Here is a 10699-nt window from a genome sequence, read left to right on the forward strand (position 1 = left end):
CACGGATAAAAAATTATGGCTGAAAGGAGCAGTATTTTTGATATGGTTGGACCAATTATGGTAGGACCTTCAAGTTCACATACGGCAGGAGTAGTAAGAATAGCAAGAGCGGCAATACGCGTTTTAGGGAGCAGACCTGAATCAGCTGAAATCATTTTTTATAATTCTTTTGCCAGAACATATGAAGGGCATGGAAGCGACAGAGCTATTTTAGCCGGTTTGATGGATTTTAAAACGGATGATAGTCGTATAAAAAATGCCCTTGATATTGCTAAAGAAGAGGGTTTAAAGTATACATTTAAATCCGTTGGGAATGCTTCAATTTACCATCCCAATACAGTTAAATTGATATTGACTTCAAAAGAAAAAAAGGTTGAAGTGGTTGGAGAAAGCCTGGGCGGGGGTTTAATAAATATTGCATATGTAAATGGCTTCAGGGCCAATATCAGCTTAAATCTGCATACACTAATCCTGAATGCAGATGATAAAAAGGGAGCCATTGCGTTTATTGCAAATGTAATTGCCAACGATGAAGTAAATATTGCAACCATGTCTGTTTCAAGAATTGGCAAAAACGACAGAGCCAGTCATTTCATTGAAATGGATGGTGGATTAAACCCGGTTACAATTGAATATTTAAAAAATTTATACTGGATAAAAGAGGTCATTTATATACCAAACATCGACATGTAGTTATGAAAAGTATTGTATTGTTACTTATAAGTTCGTTATTAGCACAATTTGTTAATGCACAAGCTGTTGAAGCCAAAAAATGGACTTTGCAGGAATGCATTGAAAAAGCCCAGAATGAAAATCTGGATGTACAAAGTTCAAGACTTAATCTTGAAAGTGCCGGATATACTCTAGATCAGAATAACTGGAATCAGGCGCCATCTGTTAATGCAGGAGCGGGTTATGGTTTTAACTGGGGTCGTTCAATTGACCCAACCACCAATGATTTCAGAACGGAAAGAATAAATTCCATAGGTGTCAACGCCAATGCAAATTTACTTTTATGGAATGGTATGCAAGTAAGAAATGCAATATCCAGAAGTAAACTGGATGTTTTTGCTTCCGAATTTGAATTGCAAACGGCTAAAAATAATATTGCACTATTTGTCTCCAATAGTTTTTTGACCGTTGTATTAAACAAAGAATTGCTTCAAAATAATCAGTTTCAATTAGAAATAGCCAAAGAGCAATTGAACAGAACGGAAAAATTGGTCAATGCCGGATCTTTACCGATTTCAAATAAGCTCGACCTTGAATCACAAGTAGCCACAGCGGAATTAAATGTGATTAATGCGGAAAATGCCTTATCCCTGTCCCTTCTCAATTTAAAGCAATTGCTTTTAATACCGGCATCTGAGCCATTTGACGTTGAAATTCCTGAAGTTGCAGACCCGGGTTCTGGGATTTTTGACAATTCTCCTGAGGCAATTTATGATATTGCCACCGGCAACTTACCGGATATTAAAGCAGCGGAATACAGAGCTCAAAGTGCTGAATATCAACAAAAAGAAGCCAGAGGAGGATATTATCCAAGTTTGTCATTAAATGCAGGTCTTCGAAGTAATTATTCCAGCGCAGCCGATAGAGAGCGGTTTATTTCAGACGGGAGCTCAGTAATAATACCCAATACACAATTAGGCTATTTAAGAGAATCTGATGGGAGCCAGGGCGTTGCAGTTTATGAAAGCCCATTCAGTACGCTGACCACGGATGCAACATCCAGCCAGACAGGAGGAAGTTTTGAAAGTAGTTATCCTATAACTGAACAATTAAGTGATAATATCAGTCAAAATCTTTCTGTGAATCTGAGCATTCCCATATTTAATAATATGCAGACCAGAATTAATGTACAAAGATCTAAAATAGCCTATGAAAGAGCCCAGATCACAAAGAAATCAACCGAGAACCGCGTGAGGAATGATATAGAGCAGGCTTATAATAATGCGGTTGCATCCTCCAAAACATTCCAGGCACGCCAAAAACAGGTGGATGCCTTAAAGGAAGCATTCAGAGTCACCGAACAGAGATACAACCTCGGCGTTGTGAACTCAACAGATTATCAGGTAGCATTGAATAATTTAAATGCCGCGGAAACGGATTTGGTGCGAGCCAAATATGATTATATCTTTAGTCTCAAAGTTTTAGATTTTTATCAAGGCAAAGATCTCTATTAAGAGAGTTATATATGGCAAAAAATAATCGCTCCAAACGACTGATAATAATTCTTTCTGTCGTTGTAGTCTTTCTCATTATAATATCAATAGTTGGTAAGAAACAAGGCTGGATTGGAAAAGGCAATGCAATCGAAGTAGAGCTTGCAGAAGTAGAAAAAAGGGAAATTATCGAAAAAGTGAATGCTTCTGGAAAAGTACAACCTGAAATTGAGTTGAAGATCAGTCCGGATGTTTCCGGAGAAATAATCGAGTTAAATGTACAGGAAGGGGATTCGGTCAAAAAAGGCGATCTTTTGATAAGGATTAGACAGGATATCTATCTCAACCAATTGGATCAAGCCAAAGCAAATGCCAATAATGCGAGGGCCAACCTTTCCCAGATGAAAGCCAATTTAGCAAGAGCAAAAGCGCGTTTTCAACAGTCGGAATTTAATTTTAAAAGGAATAAAAAACTACATGAAGACAATGTCATTTCAGACCTTGACTTTGAGCAATCAGAAACGGATTATAAGGTAGCCGAACAGGAACTGGAGGGCCAAAAGCAAAACGTCAGAGCTGCTGAATTCAGTTTGCAAAATGCATTGGCTGCGGTGAGAGTGGCAGAAGATAATTTGAGTTTTACCAAAATATTTGCACCGGAAAGTGGAATAATTTCAAAACTGTCGATAGAACAAGGCGAGAGGGTAGTTGGTACTTCACAAATGCAGGGAACAGAAATGCTTCGCCTTGCCAATTTAAATAATATGGAAGTGCAGGTGGATGTTAACGAAAACGATATTATCCGGGTTTCAATTGGCGACACGGCAGAGATAGAAGTGGATTCTTATTCTTCGGAAAATGAAAAATTTTTAGGTATTGTTACGGCCATTGCCAATTCACCCAATGAATCCTCAATCACCTCAGAATCAATCACGGAATTTGAAGTTAAAATTAGAATTGTCAATGAAAGTTATTCCCACTTGATATCAGATAATTTAAAATACCCCTTTAAGCCGGGAATGACGGCTTCCGTTGATATAATTACAGATAGACAAAAAGACATCATTTCAGTACCCCTTGCAGCGGTGACCACAAGAACTTCAGAAGAAATTCAAAATAAGGATAAAGCGGATGATGATAAGGAAGAATCAAAAGATGAAAAAGATGAAAAAATTGATGATGAAGAAATCAGAGAGATAGTCTTTTTATTTGAAGAAGAAAGTCAAAAAGTGAAATTGCTAGAAGTAAAAACCGGTATAAGTGATTTTGATTATATACAAATTAAAGAAGGTTTGAGTCCGGGCCAGAAAATTGTAAAAGGCCCTTATTTGGCGGTTACCAAACGCCTTAAAGATGGCGATGAAGTAAAAATGATGGATAAAGAAAGTAAAAGGAGTAAAAGAGCGGGGAGGGCAGACTAGAAGTTTGGGTCTTGATAAACAAAATATTACGGAAGTAGCAGTTATAGGCAGCGGCAGCTGGGCTACGGCAATTGTTAAAATTCTATCTGAAAACAAAAGCATTCGAATTAAGTGGTGGTTCAGGTCAAAGGATACCGTCAAGCTAGTTAAGAAACTCAGAATTAACCCCAACCATCTCAGCGATGTAAAGATCAACAATCGCAAAGTTAAAGTCAGTTCGAAAATCGCAAAGGTTGTAGACAATGCAAAATTTGTGGTTCTGGCGGTGCCATCTGCATTTATAAAAGATGCCTTAATACAATTAGATCCTAATTCCCTTAAAGATAAGGTGGTTATTTCGGCAATTAAAGGTATGATCCCCGATGAGAATCTATTGGTTTCTGAATTTATTGAAAAAGAGTTTGGAGTTCCAATTGATAATCAACTTGTTATTGCCGGACCTTGTCATGCCGAAGAAGTGGCCCTTGAAAAGATGTCTTATCTGACAATTGCGGGTCCGGATGAGAAAATAGCTGATTCCTTTGCCCAGCTTATGAATTGCAGATATGTTTCAACTCATATTTTGGGTGATATTAAAGGTGTTGAATACAGTGCGGTCATGAAAAATATCATAGCACTGGCTTGCGGAATCGCAAATGGACAAAATTTTGGAGATAATTTTCAGGCCGTATTGGTTTCAAATGCGGTTCAGGAAATTCATCGCTTTCTTCATGCCATTGATCCCCGAGACAGATTTTTAGATTCCAGCGCCTATTTGGGAGATATTTTGGTAACCGCTTATTCTCAATTTTCCCGTAACAGAATGTTGGGTAATATGGTTGGCAGAGGCTATTCGGTGCGTTCGGCCATGGTGGAAATGAGTATGGTTGCCGAAGGTTATTATGCCGTAAAAAGTATTCACGAGGTAAACAAAAAATACCAGGTAGATCTGCCTATTATCAATGGTGTCTATCATATTTTATACGACCGGGTTTCTCCGATGATTGAATTTGAGATTTTAAAGGGAGTGCTTAAATAGTTACCAGTTTTTTATGGCCTCCACGATCAGGTGACAAGGCAATCCGACAATATTAAAATAAGAGCCTTCAATTCTTTTAATATGTGTTAAACCAATCCATTCCTGAATTCCATAGGCTCCGGCTTTATCAAAAGGTTTAAAATTCTCTATATAATAATCTATTGCTTCATCGTCCAGGTTTTCGAAATAAACCTTCGAACTATCATAAAAGACTTTTTTTTTATTTTCATTGCGCATACAAACGGCTGTGATGACTTCATGGGTATCGCCCGATAAGAGTTTAAGCATAGATTTGGCTTCTTGTTTATCTTTTGGTTTTGCCAGAATCTTATTTTTAATTACAACTACGGTATCCGAGGTTAAAAGAATCTCTTCATCCTCGATAAATTCTCGAAAATGCATGCTTTTTCTTTCTGCAATGTACATGGCGGCAAATGAGGGTTGCAGTTGTTTCGGAAAACTTTCCTCGATGTCAATAAATACTTTTCGAAATAATAGATTGGATTGTTTTAACAATGCAGCTCTTCTCGGTGATTTTGAGCCCAGAAGAATCGTATATTTCGACAAATTTTTATACATAATTATCGTTATTAGAACCAAATTATGTTGCTTTTTGCTTATAGATTTAATTTCGAACAATTAATTTCATAAAACTGGGCCATTTTAAACTACTTTTTTCAGCTTTTGTCATTGTATTGATGTTTTCGAGTATTGTCTTTTCTCAGTCGCAGGATTCTTCAGCGATTGAACAATTCATGAGGCTTGGAAAACGCCAGTTTGAAATCGGTGCTTATAAAGCTGCCGATGTGACTTTTAGAAAGGCTTTAAATCTCAGAACCTTTGTTCCTGATGAGCTCTGCTATTACTATGGAAATACTTTGTATCAATTAAAAAACTACAGCCTTAGCCAAAATTTCCTCAATAAATACCTGGAGTTGACCGATAGCAATGCTACTTACACCGATACTACTCTAGCCCTTCTTACACTATTAGCACAAAAACAGAAATTGATTGAGGCCTGTGCCGAATGTGATGAGGATGGCTTTAAAATTGAACTTCATGAATGTCATGTTTGCTCAGGAGATGGATTGTTAATTGGTCCCTGCAATCGCTGTCACGGCAATGGAGAGGAGGTTTGTAAAGTTTGTTTAGGTGAAAAAGTCGAAATTCAAAGAACTAGTTTTGGACGACGTTATATTCCCTGCACTAATTGTAATGAAACGGGCTATGTCCAATGCAATAAATGTTCCGGCGATGGAAAATTGGAATACAAATGCAAAGAGTGCAATGGGAAAGGAGTTCTAAGCCGAAAGGTGAGAGTTGTAGATTAGCTTTTGAATACAAATGCTATATTTAATTATATGAAAATACCCGATAGTGAAGAGGGATTAAAAACTGCGATTGAAATCGAAAAAAGTCAGTGGCAGGAAGAGCTCGATAATACCGCAAAAAGGTATCATATCATCGGTGCCTGGATCGCCATCATTTTTGATCCGATTTTCGCCTTTACGGACTATTTAAATATCCCCGGTCATTTTACTGAGCTCTTGAGTATTCGGCTAAGTGTATCCTTCTTAACGATTATTACTTATTTCTTCTACAAGAAATACAATTTTCAATCCTATTGGCTTGTATTGGTTCCCTTCATGTTAATTTCTTTTCAGAATGCCTATACATTTATGCTTATAGATGAGTCCAGCATTATGGGGCATAGCTTAAATTACATTGCCCTTTTCATAGGAGGTGGAATGTTCATTCTTTGGCCGCTCCAATTTAGCATTGGTGTAGTTGCAGCATCAGTAGTAATGACTTACCTATTTTTCAATCTTAACCCAAATGTCGATGCCGATGTATTTTGGGTGGGCGGCGGACTCTTAAAATTAGTTGTTGAATTTTTTATGATAGTTTTAATCTATTCAAGATACAGACTGACCAAAAAGGAAATTATTGCCCGTCTGGCTCTTGAGAAAAGTAAAGACTTACTTTCGGCTCAGAAAAGTATAATTCAAAAGAAAAATGATCAGCTCATAGACAGTCTTCTATATGCCAAAAGAATTCAGGAGGCTTTGCTTGGCGATCAAAAAAGGATTAAGTCCTGGTTTGATGGGGGTTTTATATTATTTGAACCCAAGGATATTGTCAGCGGTGACTTTTACTGGCTTTACAAACATCCGGAAAGAGATATTAGAATTTTAATGGCTGGGGATTGTACCGGGCATGGAGTGCCAGCTGCTTTGATGACCGTACTTGGAAATTCCATTCTTACCGACCTTGTTGAACACAAAGGCATTTATTTACCAGATCAAATTCTTAAAGAGCTGGACAATACACTTTTGGGATTCCTGAAAAAGCACAAAGACGAGTTTGGTAATGTAAATGACGGAATGGATATTTCGATATTGACCTTTATGGATCATAAAATATATTTTTCAGCTGCTAAAAATCCTCTTGTCATTATCAATGGTGAAGATATCGAGCAAATAAAAGGTTCAAAGTATGCAATTGGAGGTTTTGGCACTGAAGAAGTGGAGAAAGAGTTTGACTTACACCTTATTGAACATACTGAAAACAATCACTATTATCTTTTTTCCGATGGTTTTCAGGATCAATTTGGAGGTACTAATGGCAAAAAATACATGACAAAAAGATTTCGCAATACTTTAATGGAAACATGCAAAAAAGGCATAAAAGTGCAAGAAAATGACCTGGATGAAATATTTAAAGAATGGAAAGGTGAAAACCCTCAAACAGATGATGTGCTTGTAATTGGGGTAAAAATTTAGTTTGGACAATTTGGATTTATCATTCGCGCTAAAAATTATAGTTTTGCGCTTCATTTTTAAAGACAGGAATTGGAATTTGATATACTGATCACAATACTGGTAATTCTTGGAGCGGTAATATTATTTGCCACCGAGCTTTTGAGTATTGATCTGGTTGCCATTTTAATCATGTTAGTTCTGATTGTTAGCGGTGTATTAACACCCGAAGAAGGAATAGCAGGATTTAGCAATAAGGCCACAATAACGGTGGCATTTATGTTCATTTTGAGTGAGGCCATTCTAAAGACAGGAGCATTACAGATAGTTGCGCAGCGATTGTCAAATTCCTTTAGACAGAACTTTACGGGTGGAATATTTCTAATGATGTTGCTGATTGCAGTGATTTCTGCCTTTGTAAATAATACCCCAGTAGTAGCGGTTTTTATTCCGGTGATAATACAGATTGCACATAGCTCAGGTGTAAGTCCGTCCAAAATGCTGATTCCCTTATCATTTGCCTCAATTTTTGGAGGAACATGTACACTGATTGGTACTTCAACTAATCTCCTTGTTAGTGGAATTGCAGAAAAAGAAGGTCTGGAAGCCATAACTATGTTTCAAATTACTCCTATTGGAATAATTCTCCTTGTAGTTGGCCTGATCTATATGTCCTATCTGGGAATTAGGCTTTTACCGGTTCGAGATCAGCAAAACGACTTAAAGGCCAAGTTTAATATGGGTGACTATATCACTGAAATATCCATAGAAAAAATGTCCGAAGAAAGTGGAAAAAGGATTATGGATTCTTCCATTGTAAGAGTTTTAAATATGGATATAATTGAGGTGGTTAGAAATGGTTCGAATTTCACACTGCCTCCTGGTGATTTTGTATTAAGACCAGGTGATATCTTAAAAGTAAGATGCGATGTCGATAAAATAAAAAGCCTGAAAGACAAAGCGAGGGTTTTGGGGAATACGGATTTAAAAATCGGCGATTATGACCTTCAGGATAGGAATTCCACATTGGTCGAAATGGTAATTACCTCCAATTCCATGTTTGAAGGAAAAACATTAAAAGATGTCGACTTTCGAAGAAGATACCGATCAGCGCCATTGGCAATTCGACACAGGGAAGAGATAGTGCATGAAAAGCTTTATGAAATGCCTTTAAAAGCAGGAGATGTCATTTTAGCAGAAGTCAAATCGCATTATATCAAGGAATTGAAAAGACAAGAAAGAGAGAATGAAAGCCCTTTTGTATTGCTTTCAGAAGATAAAATTGTCGACTTTAATAAGAAACGTTTTTATGCAGCGCTATTTCTGATACTGGCAATGGTATTATTAGCAGCTTTAGGAGTAGTGGACATTATGGTTGGTGCGATAGGCGCGGTTATTATTCTTGTTTTGATAAAATCCCTCAACATGAAAGAGGCCTATAGAGCCATTAACTGGAAAATAGTATTTCTATTAGCAGGAGCACTCAGTTTGGGTACTGCCATGAATAAAACCGGTTTGGATGATCTTATAGCGAACGGATTGATTTCCAATCTAGGTCCATATGGACCTGCGGTCGTACTCAGTGGTTTGTATTTAATTACTGCAATTTTAACTGAACTGATGTCGAATAATGCCACCGCTGCTCTGATGGCGCCAATTGCAATAGCAACAGCACATTCAATGGGTTTAAATCCTGTACCATTCCTTATGGCCATAACACTCGCAGCTTCCGCCAGTTTTATGACGCCCATTGGTTATCAAACCAATACCATGGTTTATAGTGCAGGTCAATATAAATTCAAGGACTTCTTTAAAACCGGTATTTGGCTAAGTCTTATCTTTTGGGTCATCGCTTCTTTATTACTGCCCCTATTGTACAAGTTTTAAATTATTTATTGAGTTGCCGGTCAACCCTGTCTTCCTGGGAAATTCTGTAATTTAAGCTATTCACATAATCCCTGGCTTTTTTATTACCATATTTCACCCATGCATCCTGAGCCCATTGGATGGCAAGATCATAATCTCCGAGGACCTCATAAGCAACAGCTGTATTATAAGCCAGATATCCCGCTTCTTTGGATGGTGCAATGGTAATGGCATTGCTCCATGTGCGCGCTGCATCCTCCCAGCGATTGACGTCCGCCATTCTTGATCCGGCCGGAATCGCATTTACTTTTTTACTTTTCGAATAAAATTGTCTACGAATTGTAATAGGCATCGGTGTGATTTTATTCACATAAGCGTTTGCCGCTAATTTGGTTACATATTTTGCTGCTTCATTTTTTGATATGAGGTTGGCCACTGCATCATTTATATTCGAACCTGTGGCTTCCCAGGTATTTGTTCTGGTATAAGGTGCCTGGTCAATGATTTGATTGTTTTTTGGATCATACAAACGAAATCCAATCTTTACGCTTTCAATGCCTTCAGCATAATATTCCTTGACCTCTTTTTCTACCGTGTTTTCTCCTTCTTTTACTTTTTTCTTTACCATTCTGTCGCCTCTGGTAACTACAAAATCGGTATCAAAAATTTCTATGGCCAAAACGGCATCAGTTTCATATTGTCTGTTTAACTCCCTAATTGATCTCCAGGGGATAGGCTTCGGAAATGCTGCCGTGATAGAATTTCCTTTTAATCTTTGTGTAGCCACCTTTATTTGGAATCTGGGTGAGCGCGAAAAAGTACTTTGCATAGCATAAATACCTTCCTGTAATGCAGCCTTATCCTGGCCAGGCAATTCACCGGTCAATACACCCTCTAAAATATTAATGCCTTCTTTTTCAAATTCGGTCCTGTCAACAATTACAATGCTTTGAATATGACTCGGTACTTCAAAAGCTGCAGGGCGCATCGACTGCATATTGACATATCTCATTTTTGAGCAGGAAGAAAATGTGATGATTACAATTAAGGAAAATGCAAATAGCTGGTACAAATTTTTCATAGTATACAATTTTCTAGTGGGTTACAATCATTGGGCCAAATTAACTTTTCTTAAAATTTTTACCTTGAAATGGCCATAATATTTGAATTATTCAGAGACCTATTCTTATACAATCAATTTCACATTGCAATTACAAAAAAATTTAAATAATTGCTCAATCATTTCAAATCACTATTTATTGTAATGAATTAATACATCAAATATACATCAAATGGCAGAAAGATGATCTACACCGAATCTTTCGGGCTACCTTCGGATTCTATACGATTAAATTATTTATCCAATACACATGAAACAAAACTTACTATTAATTTTTCTGATGGGACTTACTTCATTATGGAGTAATGCTCAAACTCAAATTGACCTGCCGGTTACATTTGATGATACCA

9 protein-coding genes are annotated in these 10699 nt (G+C 37.2%); 7 read left to right on the forward strand and 2 right to left on the reverse strand.

Translation table 11 applies throughout. From position 1 onward, the window contains the following. The first annotated feature begins 15 nt into the window (after positions 1–15). The 4 genes from sdaAB to HZR84_14695 are packed head-to-tail and all read left to right on the forward strand — an operon-like array spanning position 16 to position 4604. Positions 16–693, forward strand: coding sequence for an L-serine ammonia-lyase, iron-sulfur-dependent, subunit beta (gene sdaAB, locus HZR84_14680; GenBank protein ID QNL23133.1), 678 nt, complete (start codon positions 16–18; stop codon positions 691–693). 2 nt (positions 694–695) lie between these two features. Next, positions 696–2186, forward strand: a complete 1491-nt coding sequence (locus HZR84_14685; GenBank protein QNL23134.1) for a TolC family protein — start codon at positions 696–698, stop codon at positions 2184–2186. A gap of 11 nt (positions 2187–2197) precedes the next feature. After that, on the forward strand, positions 2198–3586 hold the full coding sequence (locus tag HZR84_14690) for an efflux RND transporter periplasmic adaptor subunit (protein QNL23135.1): 1389 nt from the start codon (positions 2198–2200) through the stop codon (positions 3584–3586). A 25-nt stretch (positions 3587–3611) separates the two neighbouring features. Then, positions 3612–4604 carry an NAD(P)H-dependent glycerol-3-phosphate dehydrogenase gene (locus HZR84_14695; protein ID QNL23279.1) on the forward strand — a complete coding sequence of 331 codons (993 nt, stop codon included), beginning with the start codon at positions 3612–3614 and terminating at the stop codon, positions 4602–4604. On the opposite strand, the gene maf is transcribed toward HZR84_14695, so the two are convergent. Next, positions 4605–5183, reverse strand: a complete 579-nt coding sequence (gene maf / locus HZR84_14700; GenBank protein QNL23136.1) for a septum formation protein Maf — start codon at positions 5181–5183, stop codon at positions 4605–4607. A 119-nt stretch (positions 5184–5302) separates the two neighbouring features. On the opposite strand from maf, the gene HZR84_14705 reads away from it, so the two are divergent. The 3 genes from HZR84_14705 to HZR84_14715 all read left to right on the forward strand — a co-directional run bounded on the left by HZR84_14705 (position 5303) and on the right by HZR84_14715 (position 9250). After that, a complete protein-coding gene (locus tag HZR84_14705; GenBank protein ID QNL23137.1) occupies positions 5303–5935 on the forward strand; it encodes a hypothetical protein in 633 nt (210 codons plus the stop codon). 30 nt (positions 5936–5965) lie between these two features. Then, complete coding sequence (locus HZR84_14710; GenBank protein QNL23138.1) at positions 5966–7387, forward strand: SpoIIE family protein phosphatase; 1422 nt, start codon at positions 5966–5968, stop codon at positions 7385–7387. Between the two features lie 69 nt (positions 7388–7456). Further along, complete coding sequence (locus HZR84_14715) at positions 7457–9250, forward strand: SLC13 family permease (protein ID QNL23139.1); 1794 nt, start codon at positions 7457–7459, stop codon at positions 9248–9250. 1 nt (position 9251) lies between these two features. On the opposite strand, the gene HZR84_14720 is transcribed toward HZR84_14715, so the two are convergent. After that, on the reverse strand, positions 9252–10310 hold the full coding sequence (locus HZR84_14720) for a tetratricopeptide repeat protein (GenBank protein QNL23140.1): 1059 nt from the start codon (positions 10308–10310) through the stop codon (positions 9252–9254). Between the last annotated feature and the right edge of the window lie 389 nt (positions 10311–10699).

Origin of the sequence: Hyphobacterium sp. CCMP332 (genome assembly GCA_014323545.1) — a bacterium.
In the GTDB taxonomy this organism is placed as follows: Bacteria; Bacteroidota; Bacteroidia; order Cytophagales; family CCMP332; genus CCMP332.